We start from the raw sequence: 24,200 nt of genomic DNA, 5'->3' as shown, positions 1-24,200 counted from the left end.
CGTATTAACTTCCGTTGTTCTTACGGGCCGAATCTCTTAAACTGTCGCGGACGAAATAGGCGATCAGCAGGATGTACATTGCAAGCGACAACACTTCGGCTCCCGTCGTGCCGTTCCATTCCGTAGCGAACCAGTCGGCTCCGAAATATTTCAGCAGGGCGCTCACGACGCCCATCAGCGCGCCTCCGGCGATGAATCCCGATGCAATAAGCGTTCCGCGTTCGCGGCGGGTCTTGTTCGTTTCGGCGTTTCGGCTGCGGCTGCCGACATACCAACTGACGAGACCTCCGACCAGCAGCGGGGCGTTCAGTTCCAGCGGAATAAACATGCCGAGCGCGAAAGCCAGCGCCGGAACGCCGATCATCGTCAGCACCAGCGCCAGCGCCGCGCCGGCGAAATAGAGCAGCCACGGCGTTGCGCCGCCTTCCATCAGCGGTTTGATGACCGCGGCCATCGCGTTGGCCTGCGGTGCGACCAGCGCGCCGTCGCCGGTGAAGCCGTAGGTTTTGTTCAGCACCATCATCACGCCGGCGACCGTTGCGGCCGAGACCGCCGTTCCGAGAAACTTCCAGCCCTCCTGTTTAGCGGGCGTCGAGCCGAGCCAGTAGCCGATTTTCAGGTCGGAGATGAAAGCGCCGGCCATGGCGAGCGCCGTGCAGACCACGCCGCCGATGATCAGTGCGGCGGTCATGCCGGCCGTGCCGCTGAGTCCGGCGCTGACCAGTATCAGCGAGCTGAGGATTAGTGTCATCAGCGTCATGCCCGATACCGGGTTCGTGCCGACGATTGCGATGGCGTTGGCCGCGACGGTCGTGAACAGGAACGAGATGACAAAAACAATGGCGATCGCGATGCCCGCGTGGAGCCAGTTGTCCAGCAGTCCGAAGCGGAAAAAGATGAACGTCGTGGCCAGTACGGCGATCAGCACCGAGAGGATCAGTTTCATCGGAATGTCTCGCTGGGTGCGTTCGGCGGTTTCGGCTCCGGCGCGTCGGCCGCGCAGTTCGGTGACGGCCAGCCCGAGCGCCTGCCGGATGATGTTCGACGAGCGGACGATGCCGATGACCCCTGCCATTGCAATCCCACCGATCCCAATATGCCGGGCATAATTTTTAAAAATCATTTCGGGCGTCATGTCGCGCAGCAGCATGGTGATCCCTTCGCCCACGGCGAGGGTCTGCCCGTCGGCGAAATGGCTGAGAAACGGGATCAGTACGAACCATACGGTGAACGATCCGGCGCAAATATAGGCCGCATACCGCAGGCCCACGATGTAGCCGAGACCGAGGACGGCGGCGCCGGTGTTGATCTTGAAAACGACTTTCATCTTGTCGGCCAGCGCTTCGCCCCAGCCGGTCATGCGGGTCGATATTTCTTCGGTACACCAGCCGAAAGTACTGATGATAAAGTCGTAGACTCCTCCGACGAGTCCGCTGACGGCGAGCAGTTTGGCTTGGTTTCCCTTTTTTTCGCCGGAGACGAGCACTTCGGTCGTGGCGGTGGCTTCGGGGAACGGGAGTTTACCGTGCATGTCGCGCACGAAATATTTGCGGAACGGGATCAGCAGCAGGATGCCGAGCATACCGCCGAACAGCGAAGACAGGAAGATCTGGTAGAACTGCGCTTCGAGCCCCAGAATGTAGAGGGCGGGCAGCGTGAAGATGGCTCCGGCGACGACGACCCCGGAACTTGCGCCGATCGACTGGATAATGACGTTCTGTCCGAGCATGTTGCGGCGGCCGGTGAGGTTGCCGACGCCGACGGCGATGATGGCGATCGGGATGGCGGCTTCGAAGACCTGACCGACGCGCAGACCGAGGTACGCGGCGGCGGCGGAGAAGACGACGGCCATCAGGATGCCGAATGTGACCGAGTAAGGGGTTACTTCGCGCGGTGCGGGCGTGTCGGGCATGACGGGGCGGTAGGTTTCGCCGGGGGCGAGTTCGCCGTATGCGTTTTCGGGCAGCGAGGTAGTATCGGTTTTGTGCGGTTGTGCCATGGTTTTCGGGTATCTGTCATTCAAAGGTAGTTATTTTACGACAAATTCGGAAAACGGATCGGAATCGCTTGGTTTGCCATCCGCGTTGTTTTGCCGTAAGCTGTCCGCCGCCCGTCGGCCGAAAAGAGAGAGACCGGATCCTTGCGGAACCCGGCCTCTCTGCCTTGTTTATGAAAAAGTCGCCTTATTTTTTCAGCATCGCTTTCACCTGGTTGTAAACGTTCTCGCCCGAGAAGCCGAACTCCTTGTCCAGGACGCTCGCAGGAGCGGAATATCCGAAGTGATCGAGACCGTACACTTCGCCGTCGCAGGCGACCAGGCCGGCCAGCGTCACGGGCAGACCCGAGGTCAGACCGAACTTCGGCACGCCGCACGGCAGCACGCTCTTCTGGTACTCCTTGCTCTGGTCGCGGAATAGTCCTTCGGACGGAACCGATACTACGCGTACTTTCACGCCGTCGGCTTTCAGCTTTTCGGCGCCGTCTATCAGCGTAGCCACTTCCGAACCGCTCGCCAGCAAGATTACGTCCGGGGTTCCGGCGCAGTCTTCGACGATATAAGCGCCCTTGACGGCCTGCATGGCTTCCTTGGCGCGGTCGCCGCTCGCTGCGGGCAGATTCTTGATATTCTGACGCGACAGGATCAGCGCGGTCGGACGTTCGTTTTCCATCGCGATTTTCCAGGCGGCGACGGTTTCGTAGCTGTCGGCCGGACGGAGTACGACGACCGAACGTTCGCCTTTGTGGTTGCGCAGTTGTTCCATCAGGCGCAACTGTGCTTCGTGTTCGATCGGTTGGTGCGTCGGACCGTCCTCGCCCACGCGGAACGAGTCGTGCGTCCAGACGTATTTGACCGGCAGGCGTTGCAGCGCGGCGATACGCAGCGCGGGTTTCATATAATCCGAGAATACGAAGAACGTTCCGCAGGCCGGAATTACGCCGCCGTGCAGCGCCATGCCGTTCATGATGCAGGCCATCGTGAACTCGGCTACGCCCGGTTGCAGGAAACGGCCGGTAAAGTCGCCTTTGACCATCGCATGCGTCTTTTTCAAAAATCCGTCGGTTTTGTCCGAGTTGCTCAGGTCGGCCGATGCAACGATCATGTTTTCCACATGCTCGGCCAGGTACGACAGTACGGCGGCCGATGCGGCGCGAGTAGCCACGTTGTCGCCGCAGTTGATCTTCGCATAGTCGATATCCGGAGCCTTGCCCGACAGGAACTGGTCGAGTTTCGCGGCCAGTTCTTTGTTGGCGGCGCGCCAGATCGATTCTTCTTCTTTACGCAGCGCGTACCATTTTTTCAGCTCTTCGCGACGGCGGGCGTACAGCTCTTCGACGTCTTTGAAGATCTGGAACGGTTTTTCCGGGTCCCCGCCGAGGTTGGCGATCGTTTTGGCCGTGTCGCCGCCGGCTGCCGACAACGGCTGTCCGTGCGTCGAAACCTTGTTCGAGAAGTCTTCGCCTTCTTTGCCGACGGCGCCTTTGCCCATCAGCGTATGGCCTACGATCAGCGTCGGTTTTTCGGTTTCGGCGATCGCGCGGTTCAGCGCCTGGCGGATTTCGGCGGCGTCGTTGCCGTCGATGCTGATGACGTTCCAGCCCCACGCTTCGTATTTGGCCACGATGTCTTCGGTCGAAACTTCGTCCACTTTCGTCGAAAGCTGGATGTTGTTCGAGTCGTAGAACATGATCATGTTGCTCAGACCCAGATGGCCGGCGATACGGCCCACGCCCTGCGACACCTCTTCCTGAATACCGCCGTCGGAGATGAACACGTAGGTTTTATGCGCCATCCATTCGCCGAAGCGGGCTACCAGAAAGCGTTCGGCGATCGCTGCGCCCAGCGCCATCGCATGTCCCTGGCCCAGCGGACCCGACGTGTTTTCGATACCGCGGGCGACGTCCACCTCGGGGTGTCCCGGCGTCGGGCTGCCCCATTGACGGAAAGCGGCCAGTTCGTCCATTTTGAAATAACCCGCCAGCGACAGCACCGAATACAGCATCGCGGACATGTGGCCCGGATCGAGGAAAAAACGGTCGCGGAACGGGTAACGCGGGTCTTCGGGATTGTAGTTCAGGTATTCCGAATAGAGAATGTTTACGAAATCGGCACCGCCCATTGCGCCGCCGGGATGTCCCGACTTCGCTTTCTCCACCATGGAGGCTGCGAGGATACGGATGTTATCCGCAGCTCTTGTCGTCAAGTCTTTCATTTTGTTAATTCAGTTAGTATTTTTGGTTTCAAGTGAATTCGTTTCCGGAAAAATTAAACGAAACAAATTTAGGTAAAAAAACCGATTCTTCAAAATCCTGCAAACGAATAATTCCCCGGCGGCGGGCCTTTCCGCGCCGTTCCCGGATCGTCTCCGCGCCGTCCGGGAACCGTTCCGAAAACAAAGGGCCGTCCCGATTGCGGGACGGCCCTTCGCCTTTGTCGTTATACGGTAGGCGCTACTCTTTCTTTTCGTTCGAGTAGTCCATCGCTACGTAACGTTTGTAGGTGTCGTAACGCCATTTGGCGTCGGACTCGGAGGCTGCGAACAACTCTTCGGCCTCTTTCGGGAACGTTTTCAGCAACGAAGTGTAGCGCACTTCCTTGTGGATGAATTCCTGGAATTTCGACCAGTCCGGTTCCTTCGAGTCGAGGATGAACGGATTCTTGCCTTGTTCCGGAAGGGTCGGGTTGTAGCGCCATAGGTGCCAGTAGCCCGATTCGACGGCTTGCTTCTCGGTCATCTGAGACAGCCCCATGCCGCCTTTGATACCGTGGTTGATACAGGGCGCATAGGCGATGATCAACGACGGGCCGTTGTAAGCTTCGGCTTCTTTAATGGCCTGGAAGTATTGGTTGTGATTGGCTCCCATGGCGACCTGAGCGACATAGACGTAGCTATAGGTCATTGCCATCGCTCCGAGGTCTTTCTTGCGGACGCGCTTGCCGGCCGACGCGAATTTGGCGACGGCGCCGATCGGGGTGCTCTTCGACGACTGTCCGCCGGTGTTCGAATAGACTTCGGTGTCGAGAACCAGGATGTTTACGTTCTTGCCCGATGCGATGACGTGGTCCAGACCGCCGAATCCGATGTCGTAGGCCCAGCCGTCGCCGCCGATGATCCAGATCGACTTTTTGATCAGGTAGTGTTTCAGTTCGAGGATCTGCTGGCAGATCGGGCAGTTGCAGGCTTCCATCATCGGGATCAGGCGTTCGGCGATCTCTTCGCTTTTGGTCGCGTCTTTGCGGTTGTCGATCCATTCGGTCATTACGCTTTTCAGTTCGGCCGAGCAGGTCGATCCGTTTTCGATCGCTTCGCGCATCAGGATGCAAAGGCGCTCGCGCTGTTTGGCGACGCCCGACAGGATCCCGAGTCCGAATTCGGCGTTGTCCTCGAACAGCGAGTTAGCCCAGGCCGGCCCGAAACCTTTGTCGTTGGAGCAGTAAGGGGACGACGGTGCGGAGCCTCCGTAGATCGACGAGCAGCCGGTCGCGTTGGCGATAATCATCCGGTGACCGAACAACTGGGTGATCGCTTTGATATAAGGCGTTTCGCCGCAGCCTGCGCAGGCGCCCGAGAATTCGAATAGCGGACGCGAGAACTGGCTGTTCTTCACGGTCTTGGTCTTGTCTACGACGGTATCTTTGTAGCCGACTTTGCGGTGCATGTATTCCCAGCGGGCTTCCTCGCCGTTCTGGAGCTGTTCTTCGAGCGGCTTCATCACGAGGGCCTTGTTCGGAGCCGGGCAGACGTTCGCGCAGTTGCTGCAACCGGTACAGTCGAGCGGAGAGATCTGGATCTTAAATTTGTAGGCTTTCGTCGCGCCGGCGCCCTGGATCGTTTTCGTTCCTTCGGGAGCGGCTTCGGCTTCCTCTTCGGTCAGCAGGAACGGACGGATCGCTGCGTGCGGGCAAACATAAGCGCACTGGTTACACTGGATACAGTTGTCGGGCTGCCATTCCGGAATTTTTACGGCGATGCCGCGTTTCTCGTACTGCGACGTGCCCGGATCCCACGAACCGTCTTCACGGCCGACGAACGCGCTGACCGGCAGGTTGTCTCCTTCGAGGCTTTCGATCGGGCGGACGATTTTCCGGATGAATTCGGGTGCGTTTTCCGGTTCGGTCGGAACGACTTCGATCGAAGCCCATTCGGCCGGGATCTTCACTTTGGTCACGTTGCCCCCGCGTTCTACGGCGGCGTAGTTCATGTTGACCACGTCCTCGCCTTTCTTGCCGTAGGATTTGTAGATGGCTTTCTTCATCTCCTCCTTGGCCTTGTCGTACGGAATGACGCCCGACACCTTGAAGAATGCGCTCTGCATGATCGTGTTGGTGCGGCTTCCGAGGCCGATTTCCGATGCGATTTTCGTCGCGTTGATGATGTAGAAGTTGATTTTGTGCTCGGCCATGTACTTTTTCATAGCGTCCGGCAGGTGCTTCTTGGTGGTTTCCGCGTCCCAAACGCTGTTCAGCAGGAATGTGCCGCCGTCCTTCAGCCCTTTCAGCAGGTCGTACTTGCCGAGGTACGAAGGAACGTGGCAGGCTACGAAATCCGGCGTATTGACCAGGTAGGGCGAACGGATCGGCTTGTCGCCGAAACGCAGGTGCGATGCCGTATAGCCGCCCGACTTTTTCGAGTCGTAGGCGAAGTAGGCCTGGCAGTATTTGTCGGTCGTGTTGCCGATGATTTTAATCGAGTTCTTGTTGGCTCCAACGGTACCGTCGGCGCCCAGGCCGATGAAACGGGCCTCGAACGTATCTTTGTTTTCGAGGTGCAGTTCCGGGCCTACCGGCAACGAGGTGAACGTTACGTCGTCCACGATGCCTACCGTGAAGTGATCCTTCGGCTCGTTGGCCTTCAGGTTTTCGTAAACGGCCAGCATCTGCGCCGGGGTGGTGTCTTTCGACGACAGCCCGTAGCGGCCGCCTACGACGATCGGCGCGTTTGCGGTGCCGTACAGCACGTCTTTGATGTCGAGGTAGAGCGGTTCGCCGTTGGCGCCCGGTTCCTTGGTACGGTCGAGCACGCAGATTCGTTTTACCGATTTCGGCAGTACGTTCATCAGGTATTTCGGCGAGAACGGACGGTAGAGATGTACCGAGATCAAGCCGGCCTTTTCGCCTTTCGCCTGCATGTAGTCGATCGTCTCCTTGATCGTTTCGGTGATCGAACCCATCGCGATTACGACGTTTTCGGCGTCCGGATCGCCGTAATAAGTGAACGGTTTGTATTCCCGGCCGGTGATTTTGCTGATGTTCTCCATGGCCTCGGCCACCAGATCGGGGATGGCGTCGTAGAAGCGGTTCGACGCTTCGCGGGTTTGGAAATAGATGTCGGAGTTCTGGGCCGTGCCGCGCGTTACCGGGTTCTCCGGATTCAACGCCCGTTTGCGGAACTCGGCCAACGCTTTGGTGTCGAGTAGTTTGATGAGCGCTTCCTCGTCGATCAGCTCGATTTTCTGGATTTCGTGCGAGGTGCGGAATCCGTCGAAAAAGTGCATGAACGGAACCCGCGATTTAATGGCGATCAGGTGGGCGATGCCGGCCAGATCCATCACTTCCTGCACGCTGCCCGAAGCCAGCATGGCAAAGCCGGTCTGACGGGCGGCCATTACGTCCTGGTGGTCGCCGAAAATGGACAGGGCCTGTGCTGCGAGCGCCCGCGCCGATACGTGGAATACGCAGGGAAGCAGCTCCCCGGCTATTTTGTACATGTTCGGAATCATCAGCAGCAACCCCTGAGAAGCGGTGAACGTAGTGGTCAAAGCACCTCCCTGGAGCGAACCGTGCACTGCGCCGGCGGCTCCTGCCTCGGACTGCATCTCAACGACTTTGACTGTCTCCCCAAAAATGTTTTTACGTCCGCTTGCCGCCCATTCGTCGACATATTCTGCCATCGTGGACGACGGAGTGATCGGATAGATCGCCGCTACCTCGCTGAACATATAAGCGATGTGGGCGGCTGCGTAGTTTCCGTCACAGGTGATAAATTTTTTTTGTGCCATTTTTAAAAACGATTTGTTGGAATAATTTTCCTAAAAGTTTTTCCCTTCTCTGTAATTTCGTGCAAATATACAGCGATTATTTTAAATTGAATAATTTGCTCATTTTTTCACTATGAAATGTGAAAAATTATATTATTTTTGCCCGAATGCTCCAGAGCGTTTTCTCGTTTCGGATGTGTTTTCTTGAAAATTAATTGTCTGTAAATCTTGATTATGCGCTACTTGCTGCGGTTGGTAGTTTATCTGTCGCTGTTTTTCGTGACCTATTCGGTTTGCTCGGTGCTGTTGCTTCGGGCGGTGCCGGTAACGGTCACGCCGCTGAAGGTGCTCCGTTTCTTCGAGAATTTCACGCAGGACGGTTTTTCAGTGCATTCAAATTGGGTGCCATTCGACCGGATCAATCCGTCGGTCGTACAGGCGGTAATCGCCACCGAGGATAATAATTTCGCTACGCACAACGGTTTCGACTGGGAGGCGATCAACCAGGCGCTCGACGAGAACCGCGAGGGTAAGCGCCTCCGCGGCGGAAGCACCATTTCGCAGCAAACGGCCAAGAACGTTTTCTGCTTTCCTTCGCGCACCTGGCTGCGAAAGGGGTTCGAGGCTTATTACACCGTGCTGATCGAGTGCTGCTGGAGCAAACGCCGTATCATGGAAACCTACCTGAATGTCATCGAGACCGGCCGGAACATGTACGGGGTTGAAGCTCCCGCCCGCGAGGTGTATGGTAAGAGTGCCAAAGAACTGAACCGTTACGAGGCGTCGATGATCGCCACCGTGCTGCCGAATCCGCTGCGGATGCGGCTGCAGAATCCTTCGAACTACATGGTGCGCCGCGCCGCCCGCGTGCGTACCCTGATGAACATGGTCGGCGAGGTCGATCTGGGCCGGTGAGCCGCGCCGGATTTTATAGACCGCCGATAAAATTTTTCAGTTCGCTTTTGCTTCCCGAAAATTTCAGCGTCGACAGCAGCGTGTTCCTGTTGGCGTCGAACGCCTCTTCCCGGATCATGTTCAGCAAGCCGGCCGAACTGCGCCCGGCCGATCGCCGGAACGTTCGAACAGGCCCGGCTACGGTTTTCGACGCTGATTTCGGTGACCTCGCGGCCCGAATGACGTACGATTTCTGAAAAAACGGGACTGCCGTCGCGTTTATTGTCGCCGTACCCGTCGTAGGCCTCGATCCGGCAGTCGCCGCTTTTCAGGTTGGCGATGAAACAACTGTTGGTGACGGACAAGACCCGCTCGCCGTTCAGGTAGATCGTTACGGGATTTGCCGGACTGACGATGCGGATTCCCCGCAGCGGACGCGCCGCCTGCGCAACGGAAACCGCCGGCAACAGGATCGACAGCGTCGGCAGGACTTTTACGGATTTCATGATTTCCGAATAGAATTCGTTAGTACTTGTATGATACGGCCCTACGCATACAAAACTAATCATTTCTGTGGAATATGCAATATATTATAGGTGAGATTGCGGATTTTTCGGTTGAAATTCGGTATCTTTGTCCTGTCTCGGCCGTCCTCTCCGGAACGGCGTATCAGAAAAAAACGAAATATGGCAGTGCAGATGGATCAAGCGACGGCCCGGCTCGGGTCGGAGCGCGTAGGGAAGTTATTACTCGATTATTCCATTCCGGCGGTGATCGGGATGGTGATGGCGTCGTTGTACAACATCGTCGACAGAATTTTTATCGGGCAGGGCGTGGGCCCGTTGGCGATTTCGGGGCTGGCGTTGACTTTCCCGCTGATGACGCTCGTGATGGCGATCGGTACGCTGGTCGGCGTTGGCGCGTCGGCTCGGATATCCATCGTGCTGGGAATGAATGATGTGCGTTGGGCGCGTAATATCCTGGGGAACGCTTTCGTGCTGACGTTTTTGTTTTCGGCGGTGCTGATTACTTTTTCGATGCTCTACTTGGACGATATCCTGTTGGCGTTCGGCGGCAGCGCGCAGACGATCCCGTATGCGAAGGATTACCTGCGGATCGTGATTCCGGGGAGCGTCCTGTCGAACCTCAGTTACAGTTTCAGCGGGGTGATGCGGGCCACCGGTTATCCGCGCAAGTCGATGTACACGATTCTGATCGGCGTTGGGCTGAACGTGATCCTCGATCCGATCTTCATTTTCGGATTGAATATGGGGATCGAGGGGGCGGCCGTCGCGACGGTCATCTCGATGTTTGTCAGCATGCTGTTCGTGATGAGTCACTTTTTCAACACCAAACACCAGGTGCATTTCCGGGTCGGCTGCTTCCGGCCGAAAGCCCGGATCATCCGCAACATCGTTTCGATCGGCATGGCCCCGTTCCTGATGAACCTGGCGGCGAGCGTCGTCAACATCATTATGAACAACCAACTGGTGCGCGAAGGGGGCGACCTGGCGATCGGAGCATTCGGCATCATCAACAGCTTCGGTATGCTGATCGTGATGTGCGTGCTCGGGCTTTGCCAGGGGATGCAGCCGATCGTCGGCTTCAATTACGGCGCCGGAAAACACAAACGGGTCAAAGATGTGCTGCTGCTGACGATCCGGATCGCCACGCTGATCGTTACGGTCGGTTTCCTCGCTTCCGAACTGTTTCCCCGCTGGCTCGTCAGGGCTTTTACCGACGATCCCGATCTGACGGCTATGGCCGTGCACGGGATGCGGCTGGGGTACTGCCTGCTGTTTCTGGACGGTTTTCAGATCGTCGTTTCGGTATTCCTGCAGTCGATCAGCAAGGCTCAGAAGGCCGTTTTCATGGGGTTGTCCCGACAGGTGATTTTCCTGATCCCGGCGCTCTATTTCTTTTCGCGCTGGTTCGGCCTGACCGGAGTGTGGCTATCGATCCCGGCCGCCGACCTGCTGGCGGCCGTTGTGGCGATTCTGTTCCTGCGCAGCGAAAGACGCGTATTTTATCCTTCTTCCGGCCGACGGGTATGATTGTTGCACGTTCGAAAATCCGTAAACGATTTTTAAACACATCAATCACATGGAAAAGTTCAATGTACAACCGGGCACGAAAGTGGCCCCCGACCGGTTTCATATCACCGTTATGGAGGAAGGGCCCTATCTGGTTTACGGACAGCCGCCACTGAAACAACAATTCATGTTGCCGAACCGCGAAGGCGAAATCTGGTATTACAAGGCGGGCAAAGAGTATGCTACCCAAGACGAACCGACGGCGCTGTGCCGTTGCGGCGCGTCGAAGACCAAGCCGTACTGCGACGGTTCGCACGTGCATACCGACTGGGACCCGTCGCTTACCGCATCGGAAGAACCGCTGCTGGATGAAGCCGAGTCGTTCGGCGGTCCGGAAGTGGCGTTGACCGATAACCGCGAGTATTGCGCTTTCGCCCGTTTCTGCGATGCGAAGGGGCAGGTGTGGAATCTGGTAGAGGAGGAGGGCGAACGCGCCCGCGACCTGACGATCCGCGAGGCGGACCGTTGTCCGGCCGGACGTCTTTCGGCGTGGCTCGACGCCAGCCATCCGCACGAACCGCATTTCGAACCTTCGCTCGGCCTGTTGGAAGATCCGCAGCGCGGGTGCAGCGGCGCGTTGTGGGTGCGCGGCGGCATTCCGATTCAACGCGAAGACGGGTTTGTCTACGAGATCCGCAACCGGGTGACATTGTGCCGTTGCGGCCAGTCGTCCAACAAGCCGTACTGCGACGGGACGCACGCTTCGATGGGGTTTCGCGACGGATTGCCGGGAAAGCCCGAGCCGGACGGCGAAGAGTGGTAGGGTATTTCGAAAGCTTCGTCGCTGTTTTCGAAAATAATGTTTGTCGGAGGGAAATTTTTCCCTCCGTTTTTTTATGCCTGTCGAAATCGTTCGGAAAATCCGCGAAAAATGGTAATTTTGTCGAACTCCCCGATTTTATGACCGCGGGAGGATGCGGAAAACCTAAATAACCGAATTTATGAAAAAACCGAGTGCAAAAGTTGCGGGCCTGCTATTGGCGGCCTGTCTGGTCGTTTCCGGCGCGTCGTCCGCGGCGCGCGGAAGCGCCGGAATCGTTCCCGGAAAGCTGACCTGCGAATACCAGACCGACCCGTCGGTCGTAGACGCGCGGCATCCCCGCTTGTCGTGGATCAATACCGCTGCCGCAGGCCTTCGCGGCCAGGAGCAGCGGGCATACCAGATCGAGGTGGCCTCTACCGAAAAAGCGTTGCGGGACGGGACGGCCGATCTGTGGAACAGCGGGAAAGTAAAAAGTCCGCAGTCCACGCTGGTGAAATATGCGGGAAAGCCGTTGCAGTCGCGCGAGACCTGCTGGTGGCGGGTGCGCGTGTGGGACGGGAAGGGCAACGTATCGGCGTGGAGCGAACCGGCCCGCTGGAATATGGGTATCCTCGATCCGTCGGAGTGGAAATGCCGCTGGATCGGCGCGCCGTGGCAGGGCGAGGAGTCGCTGGAGGCCCTGGGCAAGGATGTGCCGCCCCCGGCCCCGTTGCTGCGCAAGTCGTTCGGCGTGGATAAGGAGGTCGCTTCGGCTTACTTCTACGGAACCGGCCTCGGTTATTTCGAGTTGTATATGAACGGCGAAAAGGTCGGCGACGACGTGTTGGCTCCGAACCAGACCAATTACGGCAAGCGTCCCGGGCTCGAAAAGCGCGGAATCCCGGTCGAGGATAATTTCAGGGAGTACCGGGTGATGTACGTCGGATACGACGTGACCGACCGGGTGCGCCGCGGCGAAAACGTGCTCGGAGCGATTCTCGGCAACGGTTTCTACAATGCGAAGATCCATTGGGTAATGGCGTTCGGGTCGCCCCGCTTTTTCGGGGAACTGCATATAACCTATGCGGACGGAACGCAGGACGTGGTATTGAGCGACGGGTCGTGGAAAGCGTCCGAAAGCGCGATCGTCTCCGACGGGGTCTATTCCGGCGAACAGTACGACGCCCGCCGCGAACAACCGGGGTGGTGCGCTCCGGGATTCGACGACTCGGCCTGGCAGCCGGTCGCGTTGCGCAAAGCGCCGGAAGGGAAGCTCGTCGCGCAGAACGGTCCGCCCGACCGGGTGATGGAACGGCTTGAACCGGTGAAGATCGAAAAACTCGGCGATGGCCGTTATAAAGTGGATTTCGGCCAGGAAATTTCGGGTTGGCTGCATTTGAAAGATGTCCGGGGCGAATCCGGGCAGAAGATCGATATCCGTTATATCTGCGAATCGCCGGTCGGTTCGAACAGTTATACGATGAAGGGCGGCGGCCCCGAGTCGTACCACACCCGTTTTACCTGGTACGTATTTCGCGAGGTGGAGCTCAGCGGCTGGCCCGGCGAACTGACCCCCGAACAGGTGACAGCCGAAGCGGTCTATTCGAACGTGGCTACTACCGGACGTTTCGAATGTTCCAACCCGCTGTTCAATACGATTAACCGAATCTGGTGGCGCAGTCAGACCGATAACATGCACGGCGGCGTGGCCAGCGATTGCCCGCACCGCGAACGTTCGGCCTATACGGGCGACGGGCAGGTCGCGTGTGTGACGGTGATGCATAACCTTGATGCCGCGGCATTTTACAACAAGTGGATTCGCGACATGTGGGGGGCGCAGAATCCGGAGACGGGTTACGTGCCCAACGGCGCGCCGTGGCAGCCCGGCTGCGGCGGCGGCGTGGCGTGGGGAGCCGCGATGAATATCATGCCGTGGGAATTCTACGTGCACTACGGCGACCGCGACCTGCTGGCCGGCAATTACGACGCGATGAAGGAGCAGATCCGTTTCATGCAGAACTGGGTGGGCGACGACGGCGTCATGCTGATGCAAACGCCGAACCAGTGGATGAACCTCGGCGACTGGTGTCCGGCCTTCGATTTTCCGCCTGCGGAAATGGTGCATACGTTCTACCTGTGGCGTTGCGCCGATTACACGGCCCGCGCAGCCGAAGCGCTCGGCAAGACGGACGATGCAAAGGCCTACCGTGAGCTGGCCGACCGGACGGCTGCCGCTTTCCACAAGCGTTTCTACGATCCGCAGAAAGGAACTTACGGCCGTTACGGAGGAAATATTTTCGCATTGCGGATCGGGGTTCCCGACGAATACCGCGACCGGGTAGTGGCGTCGCTCAGGCAGGATATTCTCGATAACGGAGGTCATCTGGATACCGGCATTTTCGGCACCCAGTTCTTCTTCGAGGTGCTGGCCGAGAACGGATTGGGCGAATTGGCTTACGAAGCGATGAACAAACGGGACTATCCGAGTTTCGGTCACTGGATCGACCAGGGCGCCACGACGACTTGGGAACAGTGGAACGGCGAAAATTCGCGCAACCATCCGATGTTCGGCGGTTCACTGACCTGGTTCTACCGCAAACTGGCCGGCCTGAACGCCGACCCGTCGCAGCCCGGTTACCGTCATATCGTGTTTCGCCCGCAGCCGGTATCGCAGATCGACTGGGCGAAGTACGCCACGGCGACTCCTTACGGGCAAGCGTCGGTCGACTGGAGCAAACGGGGCGGTCGGTTTACGATGACGGTCGAAGTGCCGGTAGGCTGTACGGCTACGGTGTGCGTACCGGATGCGAAAGCCCCTTCGGCCGTTCGCACGGACGGAACCGGTAAGAAAGACGGGAATATCGTTTATAACGGCATGAAGGACGATTACGCCGAATATACGGTGCGTTCGGGCAAATATACCTTTACGGTGGAATAGCCCGGACGGTCGCGATCGACGGAAACGGAGGCATGTAAACGCCTCCGTTTTTGTATGGAGATAAAAATGAGGCGTTTATTCCGTCGATTGCGGAAATTTTATTAAATTTGAAATCAGAATATTCATAAAATACTAAAACTTAGACCGATGAAAAAAATCTTCTTGCTGTCTCTATTGGCTGCCGGTCTGGCCGGATGTTGTAATTCCGGACAGAAGCAGGTGGCGGAACAGGCTGTCTGGCCGAAACTGCAGGCGACCGGCGAAATGCCGATCCTGGCTTGGCACAGCATCCCGTCCGACTGTACGACGCTCGAACGTTTCCGCGAAATGAAGGAAACCGGGATCACACACAGTTTTACCAGTTACCCCGATGCCGATGCGATGCAGCGGGCGCTGGATACGGCGCAGGCGGCCGGCGTCAAACTGATCGTTTCGTGCCCGGAGCTCGAAAAGGAACCCGAAGCGACCGTGAAACGCTTTATGAACCATCCGGCGACGGCGGGTTATTTCCTGCGCGACGAGCCGAACACCGAGTCGTTCGCCGAGCTGGGCCAGTGGGCGAAACGGATCCGCGCCACCGACGACGCGCATTTCTGCTACCTGAACCTGCTGCCCACGTACGCTTCCCTGGAGGCGTTGAAAGCCGACAGCTACCGCGATTACGTGCACCGCTTCGATCAGGAGGTGCCGTTGCAGTTGCTGTCGTTCGACCATTATCCGGTCGTAGGCCGGACGCTGCGTCCGGATTATTACGAGAATCTGGAGATCTTCTCGGACGAAGCGCGCCTGGCCGGGAAACCGTTCTGGGCCTTCTCGCTGGCGACCGCGCACGATCCGTATCCGATCCCGGATCTGGCCCAGATGCGGTTGCAGATGTTCAGCAACCTGGCTTATGGGGCCCAGGGGTTGCAGTATTTTACTTACTGGACTCCGGGAAAGAACCCGAATTGGAATTTCCACCACGGGCCGATCGGTCTGGACGGCAAGCGTACCGACGTCTATGACAAGGTGACGGAATTGAACCGTGAGATCAAGGCGCTTACCGGCGTGTTCCTCGGTGCGAAAGTGCTGTCCGTACGTCATACCGGCGATACGATTCCGCAGGGAACTACTCCGTTGGCGGAGCTGCCCGCGTCGGTCAAGAAGCTGCAAACGACCGGAACCGGCGCCGTCGTTTCCGAATTGCAGAACGGAGACAACCGGTTCCTGGTAATCGTCAACCGCGATTTCAACGACCGGATGCAATTGGATATCGAACTCGATCCGTCGGCGAAGCGGATTCTGAAAGACGGTTCGATCGTTCCGGCGTCGCTCTACTCTTCGACGTTGATGGTCGAGCCGGGGGATGCCGTAATTTATATGCTGCAATAGGATGAAAAGAGTACGGATAAATACGCTGTTGCTGTGTTGTGCCGCGACGCTGCTGGGGGCCGGAATCCTCGGCGCCCAGCCGAAGCTGCCGCAGAAGGAGATTCCGATCTTGGCCTGGTACGGCATTCCGGCCGACGAAGCTAAGGTGGAACGGTTCCAGGAGCTCAAGGACGCCGGATTTACCCTCAATTTCAGGGGGTATTCCAATGCGGACGAGGTCGTGAAGGCGCTCGATGCGGCCCAAAAAGTAGGGGTTAAGATAATCGCCGCCTGTCCCGAATTACGCAACGATACGGAGGCTACCGTGAAACGCTTTATGAAACATCCGGCGTTGGCCGGATATTTCCTGCGCGACGAACCGCTCAGCAGCGATTTCCCCGCATTGGGCGAATGGGCCCGGAAGGTGCAGGCGGTCGATGACAAGCATTTTTGTTATTTGAACCTGTTCCCGAACGGCGGCAAGGAGCATCTCGATGCGCTGGGCGTTCAAAGTTACCGCGAGTACGTGTCGCGGTTCGATCGGGAGGTGCCGATGCAGTTCCTGTCGTTCGACCACTATCCGATCACGTACGACGGCATGAAGCCGGAATGGTACGAGAACCTCGAGGAGTTTTCGGACGAATCGAAAAAGGCCGGCAAGGATTTCTGGGCGTTCGCCATGGCTACCAAGCATTGGAAATACCCGCATCCGACCCTCGCCACGCTGCGGCTGCAGATGTTCAGCGACTTGGCTTACGGCGCACAAGGCCTGCAGTATTTCACTTACTGGACGCCCGTGAATTCGGAGGGTTTCGACTACGAGTTCGGACCGATCGGCCTGGACGGCAGGCGGACGGTCGCCTATGATCTGGTGCGGCAGGTGAACGGGGAGATCAAGGCGCTGTCGGGCGTTTTCGCCGGGGCGAAGGTCAAATGGGTGCGCCATACCGGCAAAACGATTCCGCGCGGTACGCAGCGGCTGACCAAGTTGCCCGAACCGGTCGACGTTCTCGAAACGGAAGGGTTGGGAGCCGTGATTTCGCTGCTGGAAAACGACGGTCGCACGTTCCTGGTGATCGTCAACCGCGATTATCAGCAGCCGATGAGGCTGATCTTCTCGGCCGATCCGTCCGTAAAACGTATTCTGAAAGACGGTTCGATCGTATCGGCCGGAGATTATACTCCGGCGATGAACGTCGATCCGGGCGATGTGGCGATCTATATGTGGTAACGTTTGTGCGTTCCGTTTTCGAAAAACCCGCTTCATCAGAAGCGGGTTTTTCGTTTCGATCCGATGCCGTTCGAGGGTAAATTCTTATTTTTGCCGACAAAATCGGAATGATCGGTATGAAAAGTATGCGAAAATGCGCCGTCCTGTTTGCGGCGGTATTGTTGGCCGCGGCGTCCGTGCGGGCGCAGACGGTCGATACGGTGGAGGTTTACAGTCCTTCGATGGACAAGAAGATCAAAAACGTCGTGATCCTGCCGGCCGGGTACGGTCGGAACGCCGTCGGCCGTTACCCGGTGGTGTATCTATTGCACGGGTATAATAATCGGTACGACAGCTGGTTGCGTAAAACGAAGCCCGAACTGCCGCAGACGGCTTCCGCTTTCGGGGTGATTGTCGTGTGTCCGGACGGCGAGTCGAGCTGGTATTGGGACAGTCCGGTCAATCCCCGCAGCCGTTACGAGACTTATGTCGGGACGGAACTGGTGGCTTATGTGGATGCGCATTACCGGACGTTGCCCGACCGCCGCGGGCGGGCGATTACGGGGTACAGTATGGGCGGGCATGGCGCTCTATGGCTCGCTTTCCGGCATCCGGACGTTTTCGGCGCGTGCGGGTCGATGAGCGGCGGAGTCGATATCCGGCCTTTCCCGAACAATTGGAAAATCAGCGAGCAACTCGGTCCGTATGCCGAAAACCGGGCGGTGTGGGACGAACATACCGTACTCAGTCAACTGTACCGCGTGGTGCCGTTTACCGATGCGAACCGGGAGGTGGCCTCGACGAAAGCCCGGCCGGTCGATTACGGCTTGCAGCCGGGACAATTGGCGATCGTGATCGACTGCGGAACGGAAGACTATTTTTTCGAGGTCAACCGGCAACTCCACGAGCAGATGCTGTATTATCACATTTCCCACGACTACATCGTGCGGCCCGGACAACATACGCACGATTACTGGCGCAGCGCGGTCGAGTACCATCTATTTTTTTTCCGGCGTTTTTTCGATACGCAACAGAACCGGTCGGGAGAGCCTATTTAAACAGCAGTGCCTTGTACTCCGGGTGTCTTTCCAGATAGACTCCGACGAACGAGCAGGACGGGATTACTTTCAGCCCGTTGTCGCGGGCGTAGTCGAGCGCGTTGCGTACCAACCGGGAGCCGTAGCCGCGGCCTCCGAGCATCGGCGATACGATCGTGTGGACGATGTCGATCCCTCCTTCGACCGGGACGTACTCGAGGTAGGCCCGGTGTCCTTCGCCGTCGATTTCGAACCGGCGGCGCTGTGTGTCGTGAATGATCTCCATAAGCGCAGTTTTTAAAGTCGTCGCGGCAAACGGTGTGCCGCTTTCCCAAAGATAAGCGAAAATCGGGTTTTCGCAAACGGTTCTCCGTTTTCCGGATCGCCGGGAAAACGGCAATCCGGAAAAATTTATTACTTTTGTGCTATTGCGGGCAGAAGGTGCAAATTACCGGCGCTTTCGGTGCTCCGGCCGGTCTTTTTACGAAAGACGTTCCCGGCCGGAAATGATCCGGGAAGAGCCTAACAACATATATTCGGATGGATTGCAAAGAGTGTAAAAATAAAGATGCGAAATCGACGCTCGACATCGGACGGGGCTGCGAGTTCTGCCGGTGCGGCGGAGAGGTTTCGGCGTCGCCCTGTTCGGGCTGTTTTAAGTTGCATGCCTACGACTGGCTCGAGGGCATGCCGGAAGTTTTTCCGGACGATATTTTCGAGGTGCGCTTTAAGAATACGCGGAAGAGTTATTACCGGAATGTCAACGGCCTGCCGCTCAAGCGCGGCGACATCGTGGCCGTCGAGGCCTCGCCCGGACACGACATCGGGATCGTGTCGCTGACCGGCGATATGGTAGCCCGGCAGATGAAGCGCGTGGGGTTCAATCCGCAGAACGGCGAATTCAAGAAAATTTACCGCAAGGCGAAACCTTACGACATCGAAAAGTGGCAGGAGGCGATCGGTCTCGAGCACGAAACGATGATCCGTTCGCGCCAGATCGCGGCCAGCCTGAACCTGAATATGAAGATCGGCGACGTCGAATACCAGGGCGATAAGATCAAGGCTATTTTCTATTACATCGCCGACGAACGGGTCGATTTCCGCGAGTTGATCAAGGTCTTCGCCGAGCAGTTCCGCATCCGGGTCGAGATGAAGCAGATCGGGGCGCGGCAGGAGGCCGGGCGCATCGGCGGGCTGGGGTCCTGCGGCCGGGAGCTGTGTTGCGCGTCGTGGATCTCGAATTTCGTATCGGTGACGACCAACTCGGCGCGGCATCAGGAGATTTCGCTGAACCCGCAGAAACTGGCCGGACAGTGCGGCAAGCTGAAGTGCTGTCTGGTGTACGAACTGGATACGTACCTGGACGCCCGCAAGGATTTCCCGCGCGTCAACCAGCCGTTGCAGACGATCGAAGGCGATTACTTCCTGGTGAAAAGCGATATTCTGGAGCGCACGATGTGGTTTGCGACGGATCCGGGATCGCAGGCGAATCTGGTTGCGCTGCCGGTCGAACGGGTGCGCGAGGTGATCCGGATGAACCAGAAAGGAAACAAGCCGGAACGGTTGAGCGACGCTTCGCCCGTATCGGTCGATATCGAACCGACGTTTGCCAACGTGGTGGGCGAAGAGAGCCTGACCCGTTTCGATAAGCAGCAAGGACGGCGCAAAAACCGTAAAAAGCGGAAAGCGCCGGCCGGAGCGAGTCAGAGCGGCGATACCCGTTCCGGATCGCCGAAAGGGGCGAGGGAGCAGAAGCCGGCTTCGGGGAAACCGGAAAACCGGCGTTCCGATAAACCGGCGCCAGGTCAGCAACCTGCCCGCAAACAGCGCGTTCCGGCCGATGCGGCCGGGGGTGCTCCGGCGGCCCGCGAGGATGCGCCGCGTCGCAACAACGGCCGTAATCGCCGTCGCAATCCGAACGGAGGACAGAACCGCGACGGACAGCAGTCCGGCGGCGGAAAACAGGAAAAAGGTGGCGCCGGCGAGTAAGATTGTCCGGAGGTTGCCGGGACTGGTTTGCCTGGCGACTATGGTGTCATGCCTCGCGCCGCAGCAGGCTTCGGTGGCGGAAACCGATCAGTACGGATGGAACCGGTCGGAGCGGGTCGCCGTCAGTTTCGAGAATACCGATACCGCGTCGCTGCGGACGATGGATGTCGTCGTGCGGTACGGCAGTAATTTCAGTTACGACCGGTTGGTATTGGCCGTGACCACCGTAACGCCTGCCGGGTATCGCTGGCGCGATACGGTGGTGGTGCACGTGCCGGACGGGCATCCGGGGTTGGGGCTTTACCGGGACGTCAGCCAGGCTTACCGCAGCGGGGTGTGCCTGTCGCGGCCGGGCAGTTACCTGTTTCAGTTCGAGCCGTTGATGCCCGGCGAAGAGGTGGAGGGCGTTGCTGCCGTCGGAATGGATATTTATTGAGTAGAGATTCCCGGAATACCGGATCGGTTTCCGGATCAGTCGAAGAGGATCGAATGGGAAAAGATAAGATCAGACGTTTTGCGGAGAATGCCACGTTCCGTTGTGTCGTTCAGCCTGGGTTCGAGGAGGTTTTCCGGAAAGATTATGCGTTAAAAGGGAAGTGGAACCGCGATTTTTTCGGGAACGACCGACCGATCGTTTTGGAATTGGGGTGCGGGCGCGGCGAATATACCGTGGCGTTGGGCGAACGTTTCCCGGAACGGAATTTTATCGGGGTGGACGTCAAAGGCGCCCGCTTGTGGCGCGGGGCCAAGACCGCGACGGAGAACGGAATGAAGAACGTGGCTTTCCTGCGTACGCGGATCGAATTCATCGATTCGTGTTTCGCTCCCGGCGAAGTCGATGAGATCTGGATCACGTTTCCCGATCCGCAACTGAACAAAAACCGGATCAAAAAACGGTTGACCGCCCCGCAATTTCTGGCTATGTACGCCCGCTTTCTGCGCGAGGGCGGCATGATCAATCTGAAGACCGATTCGGTTCACCTGCACGAATATACGAAAAATCTGGCCCGGGGCAACGGACTTCCGGTCGCCGCCTGCTGCGACGATATTTACGGGACGGGATTCGCCGACGAGGTGCTGTCGATCAAAACCACTTACGAACAGCGTTTTTTGCAGGAAGGGCTGCCGATCACCTACCTGCGTTTCGGGTTCGGCGACCGCCGGGAGTTCGAGACGATTCCTTTTGCTCCCGACGAAGCGTTGCTGTCGGCCGGAGTTGCCGTACAGCGGTAATTCTTTAATAATTTATTATCCGGGGCGTTCTTGTCGGGACGCCCTGTTTCGTATTTGCGGGGCGGGGATCGGCACAATAATTGAGTTTACGGAGACCGTCCGAGGACGCGTATGCCCGAAACCAATTTAAATTCCATAATTATGAAACATTGTATACTTTTTGCAGCAGCGATCATCGCATGTTTCTTTTCGGAGGGCCTGCAGGCCCAGGTGCTGAAGAACAATGCGAAACCCGATGTGCTTTTTATCAACCGCCGGGGGGCCGAAGTGGACACGATGTCGGCGACCCAGGTGATCGATCTGTACTATTCGACGATCGAAAAGGGGTTTCGCCAGACCGGTCTGCCCAAGTTCATCATTTCGGGTAAAGACCAGAAGATGATCTTCGGTATCGGCGGTAACGTGAACACGCGTCTTTCGTACGATTTCGACGGGATCGCCAACGATCTCGATTTCGTAACGTCGGCCATTCCCGTGCCGAATTCGCCGAAACAACGTCAGCAGTTCCAGCTCGATCCGTCGACTTCTACCCTGTATTTCAAGGCGATCGCCCATGCCGGCAGGCTCGGACCGATCGTCGGTTACATTCAGGCCGATTTCCGGGAATCGAATAACCTGGGGTTCAGTCTGAATATGGCTTATATCGAACTGGCCGGATTCTCGATCGGACGCCGTTTCACGACGTTCTGCGACCTCGGGGCATCGCCTTCGACGGTAGACTTCGAAGGGCCGAACGGCTATCCGATGGTGTATAACACGATGATCCGTTATACCCGGAAATTCAACGATCACTGGTCGATGGCGGTCGCCGCCGAAATGCCGAATCTCAGCGCGTCGCTGGCGAGCGATATGAGTTCGATCCCGCAGCGGATGCCCGATTTCCCGCTCTATTTCCAGTATAGCTGGAACAAAGGGCGGAGCCACTTGCGCGCATCGGCCATTTTCCGCGATATGTTCTATTACGACGACCAGTCGGATGCCACCAAATCGGTTTTCGGATGGGGAACCCAGTTGAGCGGCTCGATCCAGGCCGGCAAACGACTGACGACCTACATGCAGTTCCTCTACGGCGAGGGGATCGCGGCTTATATTCAGGATATAGCCGGCACGGGACTCGACCTGGTGGTCAATCCCAAACGGCCGAACAGTCTGCAGGCGCTGCCGATGATGAGCTGGATCGCCGGGGCCCAGTACATGTTCTCTTCGAAATGGTTGGCCACCGCGGCTTACAGCGGCGTGAAGGTTTTCAGTCGGAACGACTACCGCGACGCGAATACTTATCAGATAGCCAATTACTTGTCGGTGAATCTGTTCTATAACCTGACCGAAAGTTGTCAATTGGGAGCCGCTTACCTTTACGGAACGCGCCGGAACATGGACAAGGAGCAGGGGCACGCCAACCGCGTTCAGGCGATCGTGCAGTACAATTTTTAAATCTTATTTAATTAGCGACGAAGGTTATGCTGAAAATACAAACGGGACGGGGTACGATTCCCCTGAATGTACTGGTGGCAATCTGGTCGGTTTCGGCGGTGGTTTCCCTGCCGGGGTTGGCCATATCGCCGATTCTGGGCGATCTGGATAAAATTTTCAAACACGCGACCGATCTCGAAATCCAGATGCTTACCTCGCTGCCGTCGTTGCTGATCATTCCGTTCGTCCTGCTGGCCGGTAAGCTGTCGGTGAGCAGGAACAAGCTGCTGATTCTTTACACGGGACTCGCGTTGTTCTGCATCAGCGGTTTTTTCAGCCTGTTCGCAAAGAACATCGTGCTGTTGATTTTTATCAACTGCGTGCTCGGGGTGGGAGCCGGGATGGTGATCCCGCTGTCGACCGGACTGATCGCAGACCATTTCACCGGAGCCTACCGTACCCGTCAGCTAGGGATCAGTTCGTCGATCAGCAACGTTACGCTGGTGCTCGCCACGTCGCTGACCGGCTGGCTGGCGACGGTCGACTGGCATTACCCGTTTCTGGTCTACCTGCTGCCCGGAGTCGCGCTGCTGATGACGCTTTCGTTGCGGAAATACAAGCCGGATCGGGGGGAGGCCGCGACGATACCTGCGGTTCCCGCTTCTCCGACGGATGCGGCTATCGGGGCTGTAAAATGGTTGCCCGGGATCGACGTGCCGCGGCTCGTAGGATTGATGCTGCTCTATTTTTTGGCTACTTACGTCGTACTCGTGGTCACGTTCAACCTGCCTTTCCTGATGCAGCACTATACGCTGAGCAGTTCGGCTTCCGGCGTGATGATTTCGCTTTTTTTCCTGGCGATCATGCTGCCCGGTCTGTTTATCACCTGGATTATCCGCAAATTGAAGAATGCGACCGTTTTCCTGCCGCTGCTGCTGATTTGCGCCGGGCTGCTGCTAATCTACCTGTTCAAATACGAGTGGACGATCGGGTTGGGATGTTTCGTCGCGGGGATCGGCTACGGGGTTATCCAGCCGCTGGTTTACGACAAGAGCGTCCGGACGGCCGATTCGAAAAATACGACGCTGGCGCTGGCGCTGGTGATGTCGGTCAATTACCTGGCGATCCTGCTGTGCCCTTTTATCGTCGATCTGCTGACCGGGCTGTTCGGGAAGTCCGGTTCGGCCGATTTCCCGTTCGTGCTGAACGCTGCGATCGTGCTGTTGATGGCGGTCGTCGGCTACCGGTACCGGGAAAGTTACGTTTTCGGAGCTCCCGATTTCAGCGAATGAAGCGAAATATGGGATCTAAAAAAAGAGGAAGC

At 57.6% G+C, this 24,200-nt stretch carries 17 protein-coding genes; 12 read left to right on the top strand and 5 right to left on the bottom strand.

Translation table 11 applies throughout. The annotated features are described in order from the left end of the window. Positions 1-4: 4 nt before the first annotated feature. From PGR91_RS09615 to nifJ, 3 genes are all read right to left on the bottom strand, one after another. The gene (locus PGR91_RS09615) at positions 5-1,999 is read right to left on the bottom strand and encodes an OPT family oligopeptide transporter (protein ID WP_118656741.1); all 1,995 of its coding nucleotides are present in this window, start codon (positions 1,997-1,999) and stop codon (positions 5-7) included. A gap of 184 nt (positions 2,000-2,183) precedes the next feature. Further along, the gene (locus PGR91_RS09610; RefSeq protein ID WP_055205737.1) at positions 2,184-4,211 is read right to left on the bottom strand and encodes a transketolase family protein; all 2,028 of its coding nucleotides are present in this window, start codon (positions 4,209-4,211) and stop codon (positions 2,184-2,186) included. A 238-nt stretch (positions 4,212-4,449) separates the two neighbouring features. Further along, a complete protein-coding gene (gene nifJ, locus PGR91_RS09605; RefSeq protein WP_055205740.1) occupies positions 4,450-7,998 on the bottom strand; it encodes a pyruvate:ferredoxin (flavodoxin) oxidoreductase in 3,549 nt (1,182 codons plus the stop codon). 213 nt (positions 7,999-8,211) lie between these two features. On the opposite strand from nifJ, the gene mtgA reads away from it, so the two are divergent. Beyond that, positions 8,212-8,892, top strand: a complete 681-nt coding sequence (gene mtgA, locus PGR91_RS09600) for a monofunctional biosynthetic peptidoglycan transglycosylase (protein WP_055205742.1) — start codon at positions 8,212-8,214, stop codon at positions 8,890-8,892. Here mtgA and PGR91_RS09595 read toward each other — a convergent pair. After that, complete coding sequence (locus tag PGR91_RS09595) at positions 8,820-9,377, bottom strand: hypothetical protein (RefSeq protein WP_055205744.1); 558 nt, start codon at positions 9,375-9,377, stop codon at positions 8,820-8,822. The genes mtgA and PGR91_RS09595 overlap by 73 nt on opposite strands. A gap of 180 nt (positions 9,378-9,557) precedes the next feature. On the opposite strand from PGR91_RS09595, the gene PGR91_RS09590 reads away from it, so the two are divergent. From PGR91_RS09590 to PGR91_RS09565, 6 genes are all read left to right on the top strand, one after another. Next, positions 9,558-10,925 (top strand): MATE family efflux transporter, encoded by a 1,368-nt coding sequence (locus tag PGR91_RS09590; protein ID WP_118656743.1) that lies wholly within the window; start codon positions 9,558-9,560, stop codon positions 10,923-10,925. A 49-nt stretch (positions 10,926-10,974) separates the two neighbouring features. After that, positions 10,975-11,727, top strand: a complete 753-nt coding sequence (locus tag PGR91_RS09585; RefSeq protein WP_101572199.1) for a CDGSH iron-sulfur domain-containing protein — start codon at positions 10,975-10,977, stop codon at positions 11,725-11,727. A gap of 178 nt (positions 11,728-11,905) precedes the next feature. After that, positions 11,906-14,644 carry a family 78 glycoside hydrolase catalytic domain gene (locus PGR91_RS09580; RefSeq protein ID WP_118656745.1) on the top strand — a complete coding sequence of 913 codons (2,739 nt, stop codon included), beginning with the start codon at positions 11,906-11,908 and terminating at the stop codon, positions 14,642-14,644. A 147-nt stretch (positions 14,645-14,791) separates the two neighbouring features. Next, complete coding sequence (locus PGR91_RS09575; protein WP_257937058.1) at positions 14,792-16,015, top strand: beta-galactosidase; 1,224 nt, start codon at positions 14,792-14,794, stop codon at positions 16,013-16,015. A 1-nt stretch (position 16,016) separates the two neighbouring features. Further along, positions 16,017-17,225: a hypothetical protein gene (locus PGR91_RS09570; RefSeq protein ID WP_101572203.1), complete on the top strand. Its 1,209-nt coding sequence runs from the start codon at positions 16,017-16,019 to the stop codon at positions 17,223-17,225. A gap of 116 nt (positions 17,226-17,341) precedes the next feature. Next, positions 17,342-18,262: an alpha/beta hydrolase gene (locus PGR91_RS09565; RefSeq protein WP_310790211.1), complete on the top strand. Its 921-nt coding sequence runs from the start codon at positions 17,342-17,344 to the stop codon at positions 18,260-18,262. On the opposite strand, the gene PGR91_RS09560 is transcribed toward PGR91_RS09565, so the two are convergent. Then, positions 18,255-18,527: a GNAT family N-acetyltransferase gene (locus PGR91_RS09560; RefSeq protein ID WP_101572205.1), complete on the bottom strand. Its 273-nt coding sequence runs from the start codon at positions 18,525-18,527 to the stop codon at positions 18,255-18,257. The two genes, PGR91_RS09565 and PGR91_RS09560, sit on opposite strands and share 8 nt — an antisense overlap. A 254-nt stretch (positions 18,528-18,781) precedes the next feature. On the opposite strand from PGR91_RS09560, the gene PGR91_RS09555 reads away from it, so the two are divergent. The 5 genes from PGR91_RS09555 to PGR91_RS09535 all read left to right on the top strand — a co-directional run bounded on the left by PGR91_RS09555 (position 18,782) and on the right by PGR91_RS09535 (position 24,168). After that, positions 18,782-20,230: a PSP1 domain-containing protein gene (locus PGR91_RS09555; RefSeq protein WP_101572207.1), complete on the top strand. Its 1,449-nt coding sequence runs from the start codon at positions 18,782-18,784 to the stop codon at positions 20,228-20,230. Continuing rightward, positions 20,214-20,666: a hypothetical protein gene (locus PGR91_RS09550; RefSeq protein ID WP_145996528.1), complete on the top strand. Its 453-nt coding sequence runs from the start codon at positions 20,214-20,216 to the stop codon at positions 20,664-20,666. The genes PGR91_RS09555 and PGR91_RS09550 overlap by 17 nt, the downstream gene beginning before the upstream one ends. A 53-nt stretch (positions 20,667-20,719) precedes the next feature. Next, complete coding sequence (trmB, locus tag PGR91_RS09545) at positions 20,720-21,463, top strand: tRNA (guanosine(46)-N7)-methyltransferase TrmB (protein ID WP_055205755.1); 744 nt, start codon at positions 20,720-20,722, stop codon at positions 21,461-21,463. A 141-nt stretch (positions 21,464-21,604) separates the two neighbouring features. Continuing rightward, positions 21,605-22,897: a DcaP family trimeric outer membrane transporter gene (locus PGR91_RS09540; protein WP_118656749.1), complete on the top strand. Its 1,293-nt coding sequence runs from the start codon at positions 21,605-21,607 to the stop codon at positions 22,895-22,897. Positions 22,898-22,926: 29 nt separating this feature from the next. Next, a complete protein-coding gene (locus tag PGR91_RS09535; RefSeq protein ID WP_101572418.1) occupies positions 22,927-24,168 on the top strand; it encodes an MFS transporter in 1,242 nt (413 codons plus the stop codon). The last annotated feature ends 32 nt before the right edge of the window (positions 24,169-24,200 follow it).

Source organism: Candidatus Alistipes pullistercoris, from assembly GCF_027665465.1.
Lineage (GTDB): Bacteria > Bacteroidota > Bacteroidia > Bacteroidales > Rikenellaceae > Alistipes_A > Alistipes_A hominis.
The sequence above is the reverse complement of the archived record's forward strand: the minus strand, read 5'-3'. Positions and strand labels throughout refer to the sequence as shown.